Genomic DNA, 18,136 nt, shown 5'->3' with positions numbered 1-18,136 from the left:
GTAAACTGGCCGCCGCTTTTTACAAGATCAGACGCAGGGGTCAGATTATGCCGCTCACTCAAGAGCAGAAGAAACAGTACAAATCCATTGGCCACCATCTGAAACCAGTTTTGATTGTGGCTGACAACGGTTTGACTGAAGGTGTGTTAGCCGAACTTGAACGCGCATTGGGCGATCACGAGCTAATCAAGATCAAGGTCAGCATCCTTGATCGCGAGGCGCGCCTGGCAGCTATTGCAGAACTGTGCAAGGCTGGCAAAGCGGACCTGGTTCAGGTCATCGGCAAGATGGCGCTGCTGTATCGCAAGAACTTCAGCGCCAACAAGCAACTGTCGAACGTACACCGCTTCAAGTGAAACAAGGGTCACGGGCGTGCTTCGCACGCCCTGCCACTCCATCCTGGCGCCGGCTGTACAACCAGCACCAACCCGGAAAACCCTAGCACAAGATAGCTGAACAGTTGCCAGCGCAACGCCTCCGGCAGAAAGATGCGCACCACGCAAAACATTGCGCACGCATACAGCGCCATCAACAGCAGTTGCCCGCGAATATCCCGCCACAGACTCCCCAAGCCTTCGGCCTTGATCAGCACCAGCGCCTGAAGCGTCACGCACGCCGCTGCAAAACCTACCAGCAACGCGCTTAATAATCCGCTGACCTCATCGATCAGCAACGGTGCCAGGCCAATCAGGCCCAGCGCCGGCAGCACACCAATATGTAACAGCCATAGGCCGCCAACCCAAAGCATCTGGGCAAACTGCCAAAGCATGGCGCCCGCACGAAGCGGGCGCCGTCTTTCAGATGTGACGAACTTCGACAATCTCGTACTCGATCACGCCACCAGGCGTCTTGACGGCCACCACGTCACCCTCTTCCTTGGCGATCAAGGCGCGGGCCAGCGGCGAACCGACGGAGATCTTGCCGAGTTTGAAGTCGGCCTCGTCTTCACCCACGATGTGGTACACCACGCTTTCGTCAGTCTCGACGTTGGCGATTTCCACGGTGGTGCCGAAAATCACCTTGCCGGTATGCGGGATGGTCGTGACGTCGATAACCACCGAATTCTGCAGGCGGCCTTCGATGTCACGGATCCGCGCCTCGACCATACCTTGCTGCTCGCGGGCAGCATGGTATTCAGCGTTTTCCTTCAGGTCACCCAATTCCCGGGCCGTACCGATGTCCTGGCTCAGCTTTGGACGGACGACCTTGGTCAGGTGGGCGTGCTCTTCTTCCAGGGCTTTTGCGCCCTGGACGGTCATTGGGTATTTGATCATGCCTTCAATCCTGCGTGTAGATCCTGCAAGCGGCGCACGGTTTTTTCAGGACCGAACTTCAGCGCTTCGCAGATAGCTTCGCCAGCAGCAATGGTGGTGGTGCAGTAGATCTTGTGCTGCAAGGCGTTACGACGAATGGAGTAGGAGTCCGCGATCGACTGGCGACCTTCGGTGGTGTTGATGATCAGGGTGACTTCGTCATTCTTGATCATGTCGACCACGTGTGGACGGCCTTCCGTCACCTTGTTCACGCGACGCACTTTCAGGCCGGCAGCCTCGATCAGCTTGGCGGTCCCGGCAGTGGCCACGACTTCGAAGCCCAAGTTGATCAGATCACGGGCCACACCTGCAACCAGTGGCTTGTCATCATCGCGTACGCTGATGAACGCAGTACCGCCGGTCGGCAGCACTTCGCTGGCGCCCATCTGGGCTTTGGCGAACGCTTCACCGAAGGTATCGCCCACGCCCATCACTTCACCGGTGGACTTCATCTCCGGGCCCAGGATCGGGTCCACACCAGGGAATTTGGCGAATGGGAACACCGCCTCTTTCACACTGTAGAAGTTCGGAATGATTTCCTTGGTGAAGCCGATTTCCTTCAAGGTCTTACCGGCCATCACACGGGCAGCAATCATTGCCAGGGAAACACCGATGCACTTGGAAACAAACGGCACGGTACGCGAGGCGCGCGGGTTGACTTCGATGACGTAGATGTCTTCGCCTTGCAGCGCCAACTGTACGTTCATCAGGCCGACCACGCCCAGCTCCAGGGCCATTTTCTTGACCTGTTCGCGCATCTCGTCCTGGATGTGTGCAGGCAGCGAGTATGGCGGCAGCGAGCAAGCGGAGTCACCGGAGTGAACGCCAGCCTGTTCGATGTGCTGCATGATCGCGCCGATCACCACGTCGGTGCCGTCGCAGACCGCATCCACGTCCATCTCGATGGCGCAGTTGAGGAAGTGGTCCAGCAGCACCGGGCTGTCGTTGGACACTTTCACCGCATCACGCAGGTAACGCTTGAGTTCGTCTTCTTCGTAGACGATTTCCATCGCCCGGCCGCCCAGTACGTAGGACGGACGCACCACCAGCGGGTAACCAATCTTGCTGGCCGCGCGGATCGCTTCGTCTTCGCTGCGCACAGTGGCGTTTGGCGGCTGACGCAGGTTCAGGCGCTCAACCATCTGCTGGAAGCGCTCACGGTCTTCGGCGCGGTCGATAGCGTCAGGGCTGGTGCCGATGATTGGTACGCCAGCGGCTTCAAGTGCGCGAGCCAGTTTCAACGGGGTTTGGCCGCCGTACTGGACGATCACGCCTTTTGGCTTCTCGACACGGCAGATTTCCAGTACGTCTTCCAGCGTTACCGGCTCGAAGTACAGACGGTCGGAAGTGTCGTAGTCAGTGGAAACAGTTTCCGGGTTGCAGTTGACCATGATGGTCTCGTACCCGTCTTCGCGCAGGGCGAGAGCGGCGTGTACGCAGCAATAATCGAACTCGATGCCTTGGCCGATACGGTTTGGACCGCCGCCCAGGATCATGATCTTGTCGCGGCCCGACGGCGCGGCTTCGCACTCTTCCTCGTAGGTGGAGTACATGTATGCAGTGTCGGTGGCGAACTCGGCCGCACAGGTATCAACGCGCTTGTAGACCGGGAAGATGTCCAGCTTGTGGCGATGGGTGCGCAGGTTCTTCTCGGTCACGCCCAGCAGCTTGGCCAGACGCATGTCGGAGAAACCTTTGCGCTTGAGGCGGAACATCAGGTCGCGGTCGATGGAGGACAGGCCGAGGGTCTTGACCTTCTCTTCTTCCTTGATCAGATCTTCGATCTGCACCAGGAACCACGGGTCGATCATGTTCATGCCGAAGATGTCTTCGACGGTCATGCCGGCGCGGAAAGCATCGGCCACGTACCAGATACGCTCGGCACCCGGCACGGTCAGCTCGCGCTTGAGCACGCTCATGCTTTCCGGGTTGCTCAGGTCGAGCTTCTCGTCCAGGCCGCAAACGCCCACTTCCAGGCCGCGCAGGGCTTTCTGCAGGGACTCCTGGAAGGTCCGGCCGATGGCCATGACTTCACCAACCGACTTCATCTGAGTGGTCAGGCGGGCGTCGGCTTTCGGGAATTTCTCGAAAGCGAAACGTGGCAGCTTGGTGACGACGTAATCGATCGACGGCTCGAAGGAAGCTGGCGTTGCGCCGCCGGTGATTTCGTTCTGCAGCTCGTCCAGGGTGTAACCGATCGCCAGCTTGGCGGCGATGCGCGCAATCGGGAAGCCGGTAGCTTTCGATGCCAGCGCCGAAGAACGCGATACACGCGGGTTCATCTCGATCACAACCATGCGGCCAGTGTCCGGGCAGATGCCGAACTGGACGTTGGAGCCACCGGTTTCCACACCGATCTCACGCAGCACCGCCAAAGAGGCGTTACGCATGATCTGGTATTCCTTGTCCGTCAGGGTCTGTGCCGGCGCAACGGTGATCGAGTCACCGGTGTGCACGCCCATCGGGTCGAAGTTTTCGATCGAGCAGACGATGATGCAGTTGTCCTTCTTATCGCGGACAACCTCCATCTCATATTCTTTCCAGCCGATCAGGGATTCGTCGATCAGCAGCTCTTTGGTCGGAGACAGGTCCAGGCCGCGGGCGCAGATTTCTTCGAACTCTTCACGGTTGTAAGCGATACCGCCGCCGGTGCCGCCCATGGTGAAGGACGGACGGATGATGCACGGGAAGCCCAGGCGCTCAAGGACCGCGTTGGCCTCTTCCATGCTGTGGGCGATACCGGAACGCGGGCAATCAAGGCCGATGGACTTCATGGCCTTGTCGAAACGCGAACGGTCTTCAGCCTTGTCGATGGTGTCGGCATTGGCGCCGATCATCTCTACGCCGAACTTCTCCAGGACGCCTTCGCGCTCCAGGTCCAGTGCGCAGTTCAGGGCGGTCTGGCCACCCATGGTTGGCAGCAGGGCGTCCGGACGCTCTTTCTCGATGATCTTGGCAACGGTCTGCCACTTGATCGGCTCGATGTAGGTGGCGTCGGCCATGTCCGGGTCGGTCATGATGGTGGCCGGGTTGGAGTTCACCAGGATGACGCGGTAGCCCTCTTCGCGCAGGGCCTTACAGGCCTGGGCGCCGGAGTAGTCGAATTCGCAGGCCTGGCCGATCACGATCGGGCCAGCGCCGAGAATCAGGATGCTTTTTATGTCTGTACGTTTTGGCATGGGTTTGTCACTCAAATCCGCAGGTCAGTCGGCAAGCCGTCTTGAACAATCTTTGAAGAGCCCGAGGGGGCCGCCGGTTTCCCGGGCCGCCCTCAGGCCGCTCAGTTAGCGTCGCTTGGCCATCTCATTGATGAAACGGTCGAACAGCGGCGCTACGTCGTTCGGGCCCGGGCTTGCTTCAGGGTGGCCCTGGAAGCTGAACGCGCTCTTGTCGGTGCGCTCGATACCTTGCAGGGAACCGTCGAACAGCGACTTGTGAATCGCCCGGACGTTGCCCGGCAGCGTCGCTTCATCCACCGCAAAACCGTGGTTCTGGCTGGTGATCATCACGACGCCGGTGTCCAGATCTTGCACCGGGTGGTTGGCACCGTGGTGGCCGTGACCCATTTTCAGGGTCTTGGCGCCGGAAGCCAGGGCCAGCAGTTGGTGGCCGAGGCAGATGCCGAACACCGGGATCTCGGTTTCCAGCACTTCCTTGATCGCCTTGATGGCGTAGTCGCAAGGCTCCGGGTCACCCGGGCCGTTGGACAGGAACACGCCGTCCGGCTGCAGGGCCAGTACGTCGTTGGCCGGGGTCTGCGCAGGCACCACGGTCACGCGGCAACCGCGCTCGACCAGCATGCGCAGGATGTTGTGCTTGATACCGTAGTCGTAGGCCACGACGTGGTACGGCAGTTCGGAAGCTTCGATGGTCGCGTGGCTGTCGGTCTTCAAGTCCCAGACGGTGGAGCGCCACTCGTACGTTTCCTTGGTGCTGACGACTTTCGCCAGATCCATGCCTTTCAGGCCAGGGAAACCTTGGGCCGCTGCAATCGCTGCTTCTTCGGAGATGTTGTCACCGGCCATGATGCAGCCGTTCTGCGAGCCTTTTTCACGCAGGATGCGTGTCAGGCGACGCGTATCGATACCGGCGATCGCCACAACGTTGTTGGCTTTCAGGTAATCGGACAGGGACATCGTGTTACGCCAGTTGCTCGCTACCAGTGGCAGGTCACGAATGACCAGGCCAGCCGACCAGACACGATCAGACTCGGCGTCTTCCGGTGTAGTACCGGTGTTGCCGATGTGCGGATAGGTCAGGGTAACGATCTGTTGGGCGTAGGAAGGATCAGTAAGGATTTCCTGATAGCCGGTCATGGCGGTGTTGAACACCACCTCTCCAACGGTCTGACCGTCGGCTCCAATGGCTTCGCCGCGAAAAATGCTGCCATCAGCAAGGGCGAGTATGGCTGGCTTAGTCAAGAAGACCTCCCGTAAATAAAGCCTGAAAGGGCGATCGCAGGTTGTAAAAAAGCGGAGTGACGTATGGACACGTCACCCCGCTTCTTCACTGAATTATTCTGCGCGCTTTTAGTGGACACACTAAAGCTGTAGCTTACAGAAAAAGGCTTTTTTGGTCCACCGCTAATGAGCCTTAAAGGCAGGGGAATGCGACAGGACGTCGCTTAGCGGGTAAAAACGGGGCCTCAGCATATTCCTGAGACCCCGTTTTAGCTACTTCTTAATGCAGGTCCAGCACGTCGCGCATGTCGTACAGGGCCGGCGCACGACCCTCAAGCCACAGCGCCGCACGTACGGCACCCTTGGCGAACGTCATGCGGCTAGACGCCTTGTGGGTGATCTCAAGACGCTCGCCCTCGGTTGCGAACAACACCGTGTGATCGCCCACCACATCACCGCCGCGAACGGTGGCAAAACCGATGGTGTCGTGGGCGCGGGCACCGGTATGGCCTTCGCGGCCATACACCGCCACCTTCGACAGGTCACGACCCAGGGCATCGGCAATCGCCTCGCCCATACGCAATGCCGTACCGGACGGCGCATCGATCTTGTGCCGGTGATGAGTCTCGATGATCTCGATGTCAGCCTCATCACCCATCACCCGCGCCGCCATGTCGAGCAGCTTCAGCGACAGATTGACGCCGACGCTGAAATTGGCCGCGAACACGATTGGAATATCCTTGCCCGCCTCCACCAGCAGCTGCTTTTGCTCGGCGCTCAGGCCCGTTGTGCCGATCACCATGGCCTTGCCCGCCTTGCGGCAGAACGCCAGGTTTTTCAGCATCACGTCCGGCAGGGTGAAATCGATCAGCACGTCGAACTCGTCGGCAACCTGCTCCAGATTGCCGGACAACGAAACGCCGATCCGCCCCAGGGACGCCAACTCACCGGCGTCCGCACCAATCAAGGTGCTGCCGGGACGAACAATCGCCGCCGTCAGCCCGGAGGCCGGCGAGCGCGCCTGCACGGCCTCGACCAGGGTCTTGCCCATGCGCCCGGCAGCGCCCATCACCGCGATACGTCGCATACTCACTTCCTTACAGGTCGCCGAAGAAGCGCTTCACGCCTTCGAACCAGCCGGTGGTTTTTGGCGAATGAGTGTCATCGCCAGCCAGGGAGCTGCGGAACTCTTCCAACAGTTCGCGCTGACGACGCCCCAGGTTCACCGGCGTCTCTACCGCCACACGGCACATCAGGTCGCCAGCACCCCCACCGCGCACCGGCGCAACGCCTTTGCCACGAATACGGAACTGCTTGCCGGTCTGCGTACCCTCAGGGATCTTCAGCTTGACCCGACCGTCCAGCGTCGGAATCTCAAGCTCGCCACCCAGGGCCGCATCGACAAAGCTGATCGGCACTTCACAGAACAGATGCTTGCCGTCGCGCTGGAAGATCGAGTGCTCGCGCACATTGATCACCACGTACAGGTCGCCCGTCGGGCCGCCCTGAGTGCCCGCCTCGCCTTCGCCCGACAGACGAATGCGGTCGCCGGTATCAACACCCGCCGGCACTTTCACCGAGAGGGTCTTGTACTCTTCGACACGCCCCTCGCCGTGGCACGAGTCGCACGGATCGGAAATGATCTTGCCCTGGCCGTGGCAGCGCGGGCAGGTTTGCTGCACCGAGAAGAAGCCTTGCTGCATGCGTACCTGGCCGATACCGCCGCAAGTCGGGCACGTGATCGGCGAGGAGCCTTTCTTGGCGCCCGAACCGTCGCACGGCTTGCAATTGACCAGCGTCGGAACACGGATATTGACGCTGGTACCGCGCACCGCTTCTTCCAGGTTCAGCTCCAGGGTGTAGCGCAGGTCGCTGCCACGCTGGGCACCGCCACGCTGGCCACCACGGCCGCCGCCAAAGAAGTCGCTGAACACGTCGCCGAAAATATCGGAGAAGTTCTGCCCGCCGAAACCGGCACCGCCGCCACCCATGCTTGGGTCGACACCGGCATGGCCATACTGATCGTAAGCGGCGCGCTTGTTCGGATCACACAGGCATTCGTAGGCCTCATTGGCCTCTTTGAACAGCTCTTCGGATTCTTTGCTATCCGGATTACGGTCCGGGTGGTGCTTCATTGCCAGGCGACGGTAAGCCTTTTTCAGGTCCGCCTCGCTGGAGCCGCGCTCCACACCCAACACTTCGTAATAGTCACGCTTTGCCATAAGTCTTTGCACTCTTAAGGACGTCCGGCAAAACCCTCCTGAGCCTTGCCAAACTCGTTGAGCCCCAATACAGGCCCGGACCCAACTCACGTCAATTCAACGATCCTGGTCGTTACTGCTTTCAACCGGAAACCGGCCAAAAACGCGGTGACTGTCGTCCGGAAAGCAGGAGCATTCCCGATCACACCGCCAGCATCCGAGCGTTGTCGCATGCTGTAAAAATTCGCGTACCCCAGACACGCCAACGCGGGAGCAAGCTCCCGCGCGGCGACATCCTACCAGTCACCGCTTGTGAGCGGTCAACCGGGCGACCAAGTTACTTCTGGTCTTTGACTTCTTCGAACTCGGCATCGACAACATCGTCGTGCTTGGCTTCAGGTTCTGCCTGGTGTGCAGCACCATCAGCCGGCTGGCCTTGTTCGGCGTACATTTTCTGAGCCACTGGCGCAGAGACTTTCGACAGCTCTTCAACCTTGGCTTCGATAGCAGCCTTGTCGTCGCCTTTAACGGCGGCTTCCAGGGCAACTACTGCGGCTTCGATTGCAGTTTTCTCTTCGGCAGTCACTTTGTCGCCAGCGTCAGCGATCATTTTGCGAGTCGAGTGAACCAGTGCATCACCCTGGTTACGGGCAGCGGCCAGCTCTTCGAACTTGCGGTCTTCGTCAGCGTTGGCTTCAGCGTCACGGATCATCTGCTGGATTTCTTCCTCGGACAGACCCGAGTTAGCCTTGATCACGATCGACTGAGTCTTGCCGGTGGCCTTGTCTTTGGCGCCTACGTGCAGAATGCCGTTGGCGTCGATGTCGAAGGTCACTTCAATTTGCGGCACGCCACGTGGTGCTGGTGGAATCTCGGCCAGGTCGAACTTGCCCAGGGACTTGTTCTGACCGGCTTGCTTACGCTCACCTTGCAGCACGTGAATGGTCACGGCGCCCTGGTTGTCGTCGGCAGTCGAGAACACTTGCGATTTCTTGGTAGGAATCGTGGTGTTTTTCTCGATCAGCGCAGTCATCACGCCACCCATGGTTTCGATACCCAGGGTCAGCGGGCTTACGTCCAGCAGCAGAACGTCTTTCACGTCGCCGGCCAATACCGCGCCCTGGATGGCAGCACCCATGGCAACTGCTTCGTCCGGGTTCACGTCTTTACGCGCTTCTTTACCGAAGAACTCGGTAACCAGCTTCTGAACCAGTGGCATACGGGTCTGACCGCCCACCAGGATCACGTCGTTGATCGCGCCAACGTCGATACCCGAGTCTTTCAGCGCAATGCGGCAAGGCTCGATGGTGCGTTGAACCAGGTCTTCTACCAGCGCTTCCAGCTTGGCGCGGGAGATTTTCACGTTCAAGTGCTTAGGACCGGTAGCGTCTGCAGTGATGTACGGCAGGTTCACGTCGGTCGAATTGCTCGAAGACAGTTCGATCTTGGCTTTCTCTGCGGCTTCTTTCAGGCGCTGCATGGCCAGCGGGTCACCCTTGAGGTTCATGCCGCTTTCTTTCTTGAATTCGTCAACGAGGTAGTCGATCAGACGAATGTCAAAGTCTTCACCGCCCAGGAACGTGTCACCGTTGGTGGCCAACACTTCGAACTGGTGCTCGCCATCGACTTCAGCGATTTCGATCACGGAAACGTCGAAGGTACCGCCACCCAGGTCGTAAACGATCACAGTGTGGTCGCCCTTGGCCTTGTCCATACCGTAGGCCAGAGCGGCTGCGGTTGGTTCGTTGATGATACGTTTCACGTCCAGGCCAGCAATACGGCCGGCGTCTTTGGTCGCCTGGCGCTGGCTGTCGTTGAAGTAGGCCGGAACGGTGATCACCGCTTCAGTCACGGCTTCACCGAGGTAGTCTTCGGCGGTTTTCTTCATCTTTTTCAAGATTTCAGCCGAGATTTGTGGCGGCGACATTTTCTGGCCGTTCACTTCAACCCAGGCGTCACCGTTGTCAGCCTTGGCGATTTTGTACGGGACCATCTTGATGTCTTTCTGTACGACTTCTTCGTCGAACTTACGACCGATCAGACGCTTCACCGCGTACAGGGTGTTATGCGGATTGGTCACAGCTTGACGCTTGGCGGACTGGCCCACCAGGATTTCGCCGTCGTTGGCATAAGCCACGATGGACGGAGTGGTGCGTGCGCCTTCGGCGTTTTCAATAACTTTGGATACGCCGTTTTCCAGCACGGAGACGCAGGAGTTGGTAGTCCCCAGGTCGATACCGATAATTTTGCCCATGATTTACTCTCCCGAAACTTAGATTTTTTTGCCGCAGCAGTGGTGGCTAACTGCGGCAGTACTTAAACGCTTGACTTATAGATGGGGCCGTTACGACTTATTTCAAGCCTGCTCATCAATAGAAGGTGCAACCGGTGCAGGAGCCTTGCTCACCACAACCATTGCCGGGCGCAGCAAGCGACCGTTGAGCTGGTAACCCTTCTGGAACACCTTCAATACGCTGTTCGGCTCAAGATCAGCGTTTTCCTGCATCGCCATTGCCTGGTGATGCTCGGCATTGAACGGCTCGCCGCCTTGCGGATCGATGGCTTCCAGCTGATAACGCTTCAGGGTGTCCTGGAACATTTTCAGGGTCAGTTCGATCCCTTCGCGCATTGGGCGGATGTTTTCGTCGTCCGGGTTGGACAGCTCAAGGCCACGCTCCAGGCTGTCGATGATCGGCAACAGATCACCGGCAAATTTTTCCAGGGCGAATTTGTGAGCTTTTTCTACATCCTGCTCGGCGCGGCGGCGGACGTTCTGCAGATCGGCGGCAACACGCAACGATTGATCCTGTGCGCCTGCCAATTGCTCTTCGAGCACTTGCACACGAGCGGCCAGGTCTTCACCTGCGGCCTGGTTGGCGTCTGGATTTTGCGTATCCTGCGTCTGTTCGTCAGCCATAGATTTCTCCTTTCAAAATCATGCGCGAACTCGACTCGCGCTTCTGTTCCGGTATATGGGGCCACAATTTTCAGGTTCAAGGGTCGAGGCGTTACCAAAAGTCTTTCACTTGTCCTGGATCAATTCTTATCAATCATTCCCTGTTGCGCTTAAAAAGCCAGTTATTCAAGCAAATCGGACTAAGCATCAGGATTGTCACCTCCAAACAAAACACTGTATAAATAACCAGACCTAAAGCCTGGGAGCGGCCGTCATGCTGGTGCACCTGTCCGTACATAACTACGCCATCGTTGAACATCTGGATCTTGAACTGGATCGCGGGATGAGCGTAATCACAGGCGAAACCGGCGCCGGCAAGTCGATCATGCTCGACGCCCTGGGCCTGACCCTGGGTGATCGCGCCGACAGCGGGGTGGTACGCCCGGGCGCCGACAAGGCCGATATCCTCGCCACCTTTGACCTGGCCGATATCCCGGAAGCCGAGGCCTGGCTTGCCGAGCGCGACCTTAACAATGAAGGCCCGTGCATCCTGCGCCGGGTGATCACGGCCGAAGGGCGCTCCCGCGGCTATATAAATGGCACGCCCTGCCCGCTCGGCGATTTGAAAGCCCTGGGCGAACTGCTGATCGATATCCACAGCCAGCATGAACACCAGTCCCTGCTGAAAACCGACACCCATCGCCGACTCCTCGACGAATACGCCGGTGCCACCGATCTTGCGCGCCAGGTGCAATTGGCTGCGCAGCGCTGGCGCCAGACCCGCCAGGAGCTGGAGCGCCTTTCCAACTCCGGCGATGAGCAGCGTGCCCGCCACCAATTGCTCAGCTACCAACTGGAAGAGCTGGAAAGCCTGGGGCTCGGCGAGACGGAACTGGAGCAACTGGAACAGGAACACAAGAACCTCACCAACGCCGAAACCCTGCTGGGTATCTGCCGGCAAGTGGTGGAGCAGTGCAGCGAAAGTGATTCCGGCAATGTGCTCAACGCCCTGACTGCCAGCCTGAACCGGCTATCCAGCGTGAATAACGCATCAGGCTCGCTGAACGAAGCCACCACCTTGCTGACCAGCGCGCAAATCCAGGTAGAAGAAGCCGTGGGCGAACTGAACCGCTTTCTCGATCACTTCGATGCCGACCCAGCCCGCCTGCAGGATATAGAAGAGCGCCTGGACACCATCTACACCCTGGCGCGCAAACACCGGATCCAGCCGACTGAAGTCGCAACCATGCAGCAAAAGCTGCTGGATGAAATTGAAACCCTGAACGCCAACGACGAATCCATCGAGCGACTGGGTGAAGAGCTGGCGTCCTTCGCTCGCCATTATCACGAGAAAGCCCGAGAACTCAGCGACCTGCGCCATCAGGCAGCGACCGGCCTGGCCAGTGCGGTAGAGCAGGAAATCCAGCGCCTGGGCATGCCCGGCGGGCGCTTCACCATCGAGTTGCACACCAACACCAGCAATGAGCTGCTGCCCAACGGCCTTGAACAGGTAGAACTGCTGGTCAGCGCGAACCCGGGCCAGCCACTCAAGGCACTGGCAAAGGTAGCTTCCGGCGGCGAGCTGTCGCGGATCAGCCTGGCGATTCAGGTGATCACAGCCCAGACCTCTCGCGTGCCAACACTGGTATTCGATGAAGTGGACGTAGGGATCGGCGGCCCGACGGCCGAGATCGTGGGCCAGTTGCTGCGCCGGCTGGGCGATCGCGGCCAGGTACTGACCGTTACCCACTTGCCACAAGTAGCCGCCCAAGGGCATCAGCACTTGTTCGTGCACAAGGTGCGAGGCAGCGATGCGACCCATACCGCCGTGTCCAAGCTGAACAAGACCGAACGGGTAGAAGAAGTGGCGCGGATGCTCGGCGGCATCGACCTGACCAAGGAGTCCCTGGCTCACGCGAAGAAAATGGTGGTAACCGCGAAGGTCTGAAGCCTGGCTTACTGAGTATTTTCTTTCTATAGAAAGCACGAAGGCGACCCTAGGGTCGCCTTCGATCGTTTCGCAGAGCGAATCTGCGTAGCTTTCTTACTTTTTCTTACGTATGTAGAGAACCAGATTGTGGTCCACCAAATCGAATCCATGCTGCTCAGCGATCATGTGCTGGAGCTTCTCGATTTCCGGACTGGTGAACTCGATAACCTCATTGGTATCCAGGTCAACCATGTGGTCGTGATGACCGCCGTCGGCCAGTTCGAACACTGCATGACCGCCGTCGAAATTATGACGAACCACCAGTCCTGCTGCTTCAAACTGGGTCAGAACACGGTAAACCGTGGCCAGGCCGACGTCCTCGTTAGACTCCATCAGCGCCTTGTATACATCCTCGGCACTCATGTGGCGCTGCTCAGCAGAATCGAGCATTTGTAGAATCTTGACTCGTGGCAGAGTCACTTTAAGACCGGCTTTGCGTAGTTCGCTATTTTCAACCATGGTTAGCTTTCTCGCGGATGCTGCTTCGCAGCTTCTCTTAATACGGGTATGATCGGCGTTTACGTTGTCCCAGCCAAGATAGTGGAAGTCGCCCACCGATGCAAAACACCAAGCTCTTGCTAACCAGTTTCACCTTTGTGGGACTGCTCGCACTCGCCGGTTGTTCATTCCCCGGGGTTTACAAAATCGACATCCAGCAGGGCAATGTCGTCACGCAGGACATGATAGACCAGTTACGCCCGGGAATGACCCGACGGCAAGTACGGTTTATCATGGGCAATCCCCTGCTGACCGACACATTCCATGCCGATCGCTGGGATTATCTCTATAGCATCCAACCTGGTGGCGGTGAACGCCAGCAGGAGCGGGTCAGCGTCATCTTCAATGGCAATGACCAGCTCGTCAGCCTGTCGGGGGACTTCAAACCGGGCGTAAGCCGCGATGAAGCCTTGCTGGGCAAGGACAACGGCACCACCGCTCCTGCGCCCGCGCAGAACGAGGAGAAGCCCAAGTCCGAGGTACCGGCCAAGCCTGGCTCGTTGCTGGACGAGATCCAGAAAGGCGTCGACGGCGTGCAAACCGTTCCGGTGCCAACTCCAGAACCTCTGGACGCCAGCCCGCAGTAAGTTTGTAACGCTCGATAAAAAGCCCGGCATGCCGGGCTTTTTGTTGTCTGCCGTTTCTCAAGCTATGAATTCTGCTGTTTTGCCTTGGCAGCCTTCGCCGCACGCAAGCGACGTATCTCCATCGGATCTGCCAGCAATGGCCGATAGATCTCGATTCGGTCTCCAGCCTGCACCACACGCACGTCAGCGTCTGCCACCACCTTGCCGAAAATCCCCAAGGGGCAATCCTGCAGATTCAGCTCCGGAAATTGCGCAGCCATTCCCGAGCCCAACGCTGCGGCCCTGAGGGTTGAGCCCGGCGCTACTGCCAGGCTCATCAACACCTGGCGATCCACCGCGGCGTACACCACCTCGATTTCAACCAATGGCTCAGCCATGCATTTGCTTGGCGCGCTGGCAAAACGCGTCCACCAGAGTATTGGCCGCCTGATTGAACAGTGGCCCCAGGGTGGCACGCACGATAGGGCCGGCATAGTCGAACGACAGGTCCAGGCTGATCTTGCAGGCTTTCTCGTTCAACGCCTTGAACACCCACACACCGTGCAACTGAGTGAACGGACCTTCTTCGAGATTCATCTCGATGGACTGCCCGGGCACCAGCGTGTTGCGCGTGACAAAGTGCTGGCTCAAGCCGCCCTTTGCCACCCCCACGCTGGCAACCATGTGCTCATCACTGCTCTCCAACACCTCGGCAGTCGAACACCAAGGCAGGAACTCCGGGTAACGCGCCACGTCGTTGACCAGGTCATAGAGCGCCTGTGCCGGATAAGGCAGCAGGGCCGAACGTTGAATATGCGTCGTCATGTGAGCGTTATTTCCACAGCTGAGCGGCAAACATCGCGAAAGGACAACAGGATTCGCGAAAGAAAAAAATCAAAAACCAGCCTGCATTGTCCGGGATTCATTCAACACGCTCAAGCACGCAGGTTGACCGTAGCCGACGCGCTCGCAACTCCCTATAATGCCGCCCCTATGGCTAAACAAAAGAAACACCCAACAGGGACCATCGCGCAAAATAAAAAGGCGCGACACGATTACTTCATCGAACATCGTTTCGAGGCTGGTCTGGTCCTGGCCGGCTGGGAAGTAAAAAGTCTGCGTGCCAGCAAGCTGCAGCTGGTCGACAGTTATGTGCTGCTCAAAGACGGCGAGGCATGGCTGCTCGGCAGTCATATCACGCCGCTGATGACCGCCAGCACCCACGTAATCGCCGACCCGGTGCGCACGCGCAAGCTGTTGCTCAATGCCCGCGAGCTGGAAAAGCTCCACGCCGCCGTGCAGCAAAAGGGCTACGCCTGTGTCTGCCTGTCGTGGTACTGGAGCAAGCACCTGGTCAAGTGCGAGATCGCACTGGGCAAGGGCAAGAAGGAATACGACAAGCGTGATACCGAGCGCGAGCGCGATTCCAACCGGGAATTGCAGCGTGCCGTGCGCAACAAGGGCAAGGAAGACTGACTTTCTTGTGACTTGATGTGGATGACGGAGCCCGCTCCCTCATCCACAGCATTTGCTACATCCCTTTGCGCCGTTCCGCCCGGGCCATGCGCTGAACCTCCTGCCGCACTTCCTCCAGCACTTCCTGCACATACAGCAGGTGACGTGTTGAGACTTCCCGTGCCTGCTCGGCACGCCCCTCGATAATCGCCAGGTACAGGTCCCGATGCTGATTGATCAGCATGTCGCGGGTCTCCGTACGCTGCTGGTACATGCCGCCAATATTGGTCACCACATTACGCTTGAGCAGGTCGAACAGGCCGCGAATGGTGTGCAGCAATACCGCGTTATGGCTGGCCTCGGCGATGGCCAGGTGAAACCTCGCATCCGCCGCGCCCTCTTCCGCCCGACTCACTTCATCCGACCGCGTGTAGCAATCCTGCAACTCCTCGAACGCCGCGGTCAGCCGCTCGCGGTCCACCTCAGTGGCACGCAACGCTGCGTAATACGCGCAAGAGGCCTCCAGGGTCTGACGAAACTCCAGAAGATCACGCTGAGCCTCCGGATTATTTTCCAGCAGATGCAGCAGCGGATCACTGAAGGTTGAACCCAGCGACTCCACCACATAATTGCCACCACCTTGGCGACTGATCAGCAAACCTTTTGCCACCAGCTTCTGGATCGCCTCACGCAACGACGGCCGCGACACCCCGAACTGCTCGGCCAGTGCGCGCTCGGCCGGCAAGCGCTCGCCCGACTTCAGCGTGCCCTCAAGGATCATGCCCTCAAGCTGCTCGACGATGTCGTCAGACAAACGGCGCTGACGCACCTGATCAAACCCCATAGCTCACTCTCCACCATCCCGACCACTCGCCGGGGCCCCTATTCTGGCCTATCGCCGCGTATCCGGCACCTATCAGAACGCCCTCGTTTAAGCCAATCAGCCCCCACCAACCCCGACCTACGACCAAAGATTCACAAGCGGCAAATTGACACATCCCCCAGAAGGCTTTTAACCTAGCCAACGGTGATTGTAAATTGGTAATACCAATTACCCAAATCATCCAAGCAGTGCCTGACCAACAACAATTAGGGGCCACCCCATATGCAAACCTGGCAACAGCTCTACAGCCCGCTCGGCAGCCTCGGCCTGTCCGCACTGGCCGCCGTCATTCCTATCGTATTTTTCTTCCTGGCCCTGGCGGTGTTTCGCCTCAAAGGCCACGTTGCGGGCAGCATCACCCTGGCACTGTCGATCCTGGTGGCGATCTTTGCCTTCCAGATGCCGGTCGACATGGCGCTCGCCGCCGCCGGTTATGGCTTCGCCTACGGCCTATGGCCAATCGCCTGGATCATCGTCGCCGCCGTATTCCTGTACAAACTGACGGTCAAGAGCGGCCAGTTCGAAATCATCCGCAGCTCCGTGCTGTCGATTACCGACGACCAGCGCCTGCAAGTGCTGCTGATCGGCTTCTGCTTCGGCGCGTTCCTGGAAGGCGCCGCCGGTTTCGGCGCACCGGTGGCGATTACTGCCGCACTGCTGGTAGGCCTGGGTTTCAACCCGCTGTATGCCGCCGGCCTGTGCCTGATTGCCAACACCGCCCCCGTTGCGTTCGGCGCACTGGGGATTCCGATCATCGTGGCCGGGCAAGTGACCGGGATCGACGCGTTCAAGATCGGCGCCATGGCCGGTCGCCAGCTGCCGCTGCTGTCGCTGTTCGTGCCGTTCTGGCTGGTGTTCATGATGGACGGCCTGCGCGGCGTCAAGGAAACCTGGCCAGCCGCACTGGTTGCAGGCCTGAGCTTCGCCGTTACCCAGTTCTTCACCTCGAACTACATCGGCCCGGAACTGCCGGACATCACCTCGGCCCTGGCCAGCCTGATTTCCCTGACCCTGTTCCTGAAAGTCTGGCAGCCCAAGCGCAGTGCCGGCGCGCAAATCGCTGGCGCAACGTCCGGCACTGCCGTCACTGCCAGCGCCGGTGGCTTTGGCCTGCCTCGCAACACCCTGGCTTCGCCTTACAGCCTGGGGGAAATTTTCAAGGCCTGGTCGCCGTTCCTGATCCTGACCGTGCTGGTCACCATCTGGACCCTCAAGCCGTTCAAGGCGATGTTCGCCGCCGGCGGCGCGATGTACAGCTCGGTATTCAACTTTGCGATCCCGCACCTGGATCAACTGGTGATCAAGGTTGCGCCCATCGTTGCCACCCCGACTGCCATCCCGGCGGTATTCAAGCTTGATCCGATTTCCGCCACAGGCACGGCGATTTTCTTTTCCGCCCTGGTATCGATGCTGGTGCTGAAGATTGATTTCAAAACTGGTCTGACCACCTTGAAAGAAACCTTTTATGAGCTGCGCTGGCCGATCCTTTCCATCGGCATGGTGCTGGCCTTTGCCTTCGTCACCAACTATTCGGGCATGTCATCAACCATGGCCCTGGTGCTGGCGGCTACCGGCGCGGCATTCCCGTTCTTCTCGCCATTCCTTGGCTGGCTCGGGGTATTCCTGACGGGTTCTGATACTTCATCCAACGCACTGTTCAGTTCGCTGCAAGCCACCACCGCGCACCAGATCGGCGTCAACGACACCTTGCTGGTAGCGGCGAACACCAGCGGCGGCGTGACCGGCAAGATGATCTCGCCGCAGTCGATCGCCGTGGCATGCGCCGCCACTGGCCTGGTGGGCAAGGAATCCGACCTGTTCCGCTTTACCCTCAAGCACAGCCTGTTTTTCGCGACGATCGTCGGGCTGATCACCTTGGCCCAGGCTTACTGGTTCACCGGTATGCTGGTGCACTAAGACCTGCACGCGATAGG

At 59.0% G+C, this 18,136-nt stretch carries 17 protein-coding genes; 5 read left to right on the top strand and 12 right to left on the bottom strand.

The genetic code is table 11. The annotated features are described in order from the left end of the window. The first annotated feature begins 47 nt into the window (after positions 1-47). On the top strand, positions 48-356 hold the full coding sequence (gene yhbY / locus HYE77_RS26995) for a ribosome assembly RNA-binding protein YhbY (RefSeq protein ID WP_003212205.1): 309 nt from the start codon (positions 48-50) through the stop codon (positions 354-356). Positions 357-364: 8 nt separating this feature from the next. Here the strand turns inward: yhbY and HYE77_RS26990 are convergent, their stop codons facing one another. The 8 genes from HYE77_RS26990 to grpE all read right to left on the bottom strand — a co-directional run bounded on the left by HYE77_RS26990 (position 365) and on the right by grpE (position 10,831). Beyond that, positions 365-769 (bottom strand): hypothetical protein, encoded by a 405-nt coding sequence (locus tag HYE77_RS26990; protein WP_003212207.1) that lies wholly within the window; start codon positions 767-769, stop codon positions 365-367. A 28-nt stretch (positions 770-797) separates the two neighbouring features. After that, positions 798-1,274, bottom strand: coding sequence for a transcription elongation factor GreA (greA, locus tag HYE77_RS26985; RefSeq protein WP_003212209.1), 477 nt, complete (start codon positions 1,272-1,274; stop codon positions 798-800). Further along, positions 1,271-4,492 (bottom strand): carbamoyl-phosphate synthase large subunit, encoded by a 3,222-nt coding sequence (gene carB / locus HYE77_RS26980; protein ID WP_003212212.1) that lies wholly within the window; start codon positions 4,490-4,492, stop codon positions 1,271-1,273. Before carB ends, greA begins: the two co-directional genes overlap by 4 nt. A gap of 105 nt (positions 4,493-4,597) precedes the next feature. Beyond that, positions 4,598-5,734, bottom strand: a complete 1,137-nt coding sequence (gene carA / locus HYE77_RS26975; protein WP_003212214.1) for a glutamine-hydrolyzing carbamoyl-phosphate synthase small subunit — start codon at positions 5,732-5,734, stop codon at positions 4,598-4,600. A gap of 259 nt (positions 5,735-5,993) precedes the next feature. Next, the gene (gene dapB, locus HYE77_RS26970) at positions 5,994-6,800 is read right to left on the bottom strand and encodes a 4-hydroxy-tetrahydrodipicolinate reductase (protein WP_003212216.1); all 807 of its coding nucleotides are present in this window, start codon (positions 6,798-6,800) and stop codon (positions 5,994-5,996) included. A gap of 10 nt (positions 6,801-6,810) precedes the next feature. Further along, on the bottom strand, positions 6,811-7,935 hold the full coding sequence (gene dnaJ / locus HYE77_RS26965; protein WP_003212219.1) for a molecular chaperone DnaJ: 1,125 nt from the start codon (positions 7,933-7,935) through the stop codon (positions 6,811-6,813). A gap of 316 nt (positions 7,936-8,251) precedes the next feature. Further along, positions 8,252-10,168, bottom strand: a complete 1,917-nt coding sequence (gene dnaK, locus HYE77_RS26960; protein ID WP_003212222.1) for a molecular chaperone DnaK — start codon at positions 10,166-10,168, stop codon at positions 8,252-8,254. A 102-nt stretch (positions 10,169-10,270) separates the two neighbouring features. Further along, positions 10,271-10,831, bottom strand: coding sequence for a nucleotide exchange factor GrpE (grpE, locus tag HYE77_RS26955; RefSeq protein WP_003212224.1), 561 nt, complete (start codon positions 10,829-10,831; stop codon positions 10,271-10,273). A gap of 253 nt (positions 10,832-11,084) precedes the next feature. Here grpE and recN point away from each other — a divergent pair, with 253 nt between their 5' ends. Then, positions 11,085-12,758: a DNA repair protein RecN gene (gene recN, locus HYE77_RS26950; RefSeq protein WP_087693402.1), complete on the top strand. Its 1,674-nt coding sequence runs from the start codon at positions 11,085-11,087 to the stop codon at positions 12,756-12,758. 96 nt (positions 12,759-12,854) lie between these two features. Here recN and fur read toward each other — a convergent pair whose 3' ends face one another. Continuing rightward, complete coding sequence (fur, locus tag HYE77_RS26945) at positions 12,855-13,259, bottom strand: ferric iron uptake transcriptional regulator (RefSeq protein WP_003212228.1); 405 nt, start codon at positions 13,257-13,259, stop codon at positions 12,855-12,857. 98 nt (positions 13,260-13,357) lie between these two features. Between fur and HYE77_RS26940 the strand changes: the two genes are divergently transcribed. Then, positions 13,358-13,885: an outer membrane protein assembly factor BamE gene (locus tag HYE77_RS26940; RefSeq protein ID WP_003212232.1), complete on the top strand. Its 528-nt coding sequence runs from the start codon at positions 13,358-13,360 to the stop codon at positions 13,883-13,885. Positions 13,886-13,947: 62 nt separating this feature from the next. On the opposite strand, the gene HYE77_RS26935 is transcribed toward HYE77_RS26940, so the two are convergent. After that, a complete protein-coding gene (locus tag HYE77_RS26935; protein WP_003212234.1) occupies positions 13,948-14,262 on the bottom strand; it encodes an RnfH family protein in 315 nt (104 codons plus the stop codon). Then, positions 14,255-14,689 (bottom strand): type II toxin-antitoxin system RatA family toxin, encoded by a 435-nt coding sequence (locus HYE77_RS26930; protein WP_003212236.1) that lies wholly within the window; start codon positions 14,687-14,689, stop codon positions 14,255-14,257. The genes HYE77_RS26935 and HYE77_RS26930 overlap by 8 nt, the downstream gene beginning before the upstream one ends. 168 nt (positions 14,690-14,857) lie before the next feature. Here HYE77_RS26930 and smpB point away from each other — a divergent pair, with 168 nt between their 5' ends. After that, positions 14,858-15,340, top strand: coding sequence for an SsrA-binding protein SmpB (gene smpB, locus HYE77_RS26925; RefSeq protein ID WP_003212238.1), 483 nt, complete (start codon positions 14,858-14,860; stop codon positions 15,338-15,340). A 55-nt stretch (positions 15,341-15,395) separates the two neighbouring features. Here smpB and HYE77_RS26920 read toward each other — a convergent pair whose 3' ends face one another. Next, positions 15,396-16,163: an FCD domain-containing protein gene (locus tag HYE77_RS26920; protein ID WP_003212240.1), complete on the bottom strand. Its 768-nt coding sequence runs from the start codon at positions 16,161-16,163 to the stop codon at positions 15,396-15,398. 261 nt (positions 16,164-16,424) lie between these two features. On the opposite strand from HYE77_RS26920, the gene HYE77_RS26915 reads away from it, so the two are divergent. Further along, positions 16,425-18,119 carry a lactate permease LctP family transporter gene (locus HYE77_RS26915; RefSeq protein ID WP_102604506.1) on the top strand — a complete coding sequence of 565 codons (1,695 nt, stop codon included), beginning with the start codon at positions 16,425-16,427 and terminating at the stop codon, positions 18,117-18,119. Positions 18,120-18,136 lie beyond the last annotated feature (17 nt).

Origin of the sequence: Pseudomonas sp. IPO3774, assembly GCF_013386835.1 — a bacterium.
Lineage (GTDB): Bacteria > Pseudomonadota > Gammaproteobacteria > Pseudomonadales > Pseudomonadaceae > Aquipseudomonas.
This window is presented reverse-complemented; position numbering and strand designations above follow the sequence as displayed.

What these genes read in the sequence shown, in the direction of transcription:
- greA (WP_003212209.1), bottom strand. Translation starts at nt 1,274, where the DNA reads ATGATCAAATACCCAATGACCGTCCAGGGCGCAAAAGCCCTGGAAGAA.
- HYE77_RS26915 (WP_102604506.1), top strand. Translation starts at nt 16,425, where the DNA reads ATGCAAACCTGGCAACAGCTCTACAGCCCGCTCGGCAGCCTCGGCCTG.
- HYE77_RS26930 (WP_003212236.1), bottom strand. Translation starts at nt 14,689, where the DNA reads ATGACGACGCATATTCAACGTTCGGCCCTGCTGCCTTATCCGGCACAG.
- smpB (WP_003212238.1), top strand. Translation starts at nt 14,858, where the DNA reads ATGGCTAAACAAAAGAAACACCCAACAGGGACCATCGCGCAAAATAAA.
- yhbY (WP_003212205.1), top strand. Translation starts at nt 48, where the DNA reads ATGCCGCTCACTCAAGAGCAGAAGAAACAGTACAAATCCATTGGCCAC.
- HYE77_RS26940 (WP_003212232.1), top strand. Translation starts at nt 13,358, where the DNA reads ATGCAAAACACCAAGCTCTTGCTAACCAGTTTCACCTTTGTGGGACTG.
- dnaK (WP_003212222.1), bottom strand. Translation starts at nt 10,168, where the DNA reads ATGGGCAAAATTATCGGTATCGACCTGGGGACTACCAACTCCTGCGTC.
- dapB (WP_003212216.1), bottom strand. Translation starts at nt 6,800, where the DNA reads ATGCGACGTATCGCGGTGATGGGCGCTGCCGGGCGCATGGGCAAGACC.
- recN (WP_087693402.1), top strand. Translation starts at nt 11,085, where the DNA reads ATGCTGGTGCACCTGTCCGTACATAACTACGCCATCGTTGAACATCTG.
- dnaJ (WP_003212219.1), bottom strand. Translation starts at nt 7,935, where the DNA reads ATGGCAAAGCGTGACTATTACGAAGTGTTGGGTGTGGAGCGCGGCTCC.
- carB (WP_003212212.1), bottom strand. Translation starts at nt 4,492, where the DNA reads ATGCCAAAACGTACAGACATAAAAAGCATCCTGATTCTCGGCGCTGGC.
- fur (WP_003212228.1), bottom strand. Translation starts at nt 13,259, where the DNA reads ATGGTTGAAAATAGCGAACTACGCAAAGCCGGTCTTAAAGTGACTCTG.
- HYE77_RS26935 (WP_003212234.1), bottom strand. Translation starts at nt 14,262, where the DNA reads ATGGCTGAGCCATTGGTTGAAATCGAGGTGGTGTACGCCGCGGTGGAT.
- grpE (WP_003212224.1), bottom strand. Translation starts at nt 10,831, where the DNA reads ATGGCTGACGAACAGACGCAGGATACGCAAAATCCAGACGCCAACCAG.
- HYE77_RS26920 (WP_003212240.1), bottom strand. Translation starts at nt 16,163, where the DNA reads ATGGGGTTTGATCAGGTGCGTCAGCGCCGTTTGTCTGACGACATCGTC.
- HYE77_RS26990 (WP_003212207.1), bottom strand. Translation starts at nt 769, where the DNA reads ATGCTTTGGCAGTTTGCCCAGATGCTTTGGGTTGGCGGCCTATGGCTG.